The organism is Parendozoicomonas verongulae, from assembly GCF_009711465.1.
Taxonomy (GTDB): domain Bacteria; phylum Pseudomonadota; class Gammaproteobacteria; order Pseudomonadales; family Endozoicomonadaceae; genus Sansalvadorimonas; species Sansalvadorimonas verongulae.
The window spans coordinates 1-322 of record NZ_SMME01000576.1 but is presented as its reverse complement, the minus strand read 5'-3'; the positions used below and the strand labels follow the sequence as shown (position 1 = coordinate 322).

Below are 322 nucleotides of genomic sequence, written 5' to 3'. Positions count from 1 at the left end.
TGCCCATTTTTTTGGTAAAAAAAGAGACCACAACAGCTACATCAGGAAGATACTGGACGCGGCTTCACCCTTAACCCTGCCAGTGTATAGTGGGCACTCCCCCACACTGGAGGCGAACCTGAAAATAGATAATCTGACACCCGCCTGGACTGAGGAACCGGAAGGTGTTCCAGATATAGGCAGGTTGCTCATCGGTCTCCCTGCTTTTTCGGTATTCAAAACCAGAGCCAGTGGGCATCGTCCTGTCATTCTGTCTGGGGCTCCTCATTGGGAACATGCAGGTTTGGTGAAGAAAGCTAATGAACTCAGTGAGCATTATTGC

1 protein-coding gene is annotated in these 322 nt (G+C 49.7%); it reads left to right on the top strand.

The annotated features are described in order from the left end of the window. A partial coding sequence (locus E1189_RS24785) for a hypothetical protein (protein WP_230459977.1) occupies window positions 1-322 on the top strand: 322 nt, incomplete at both ends.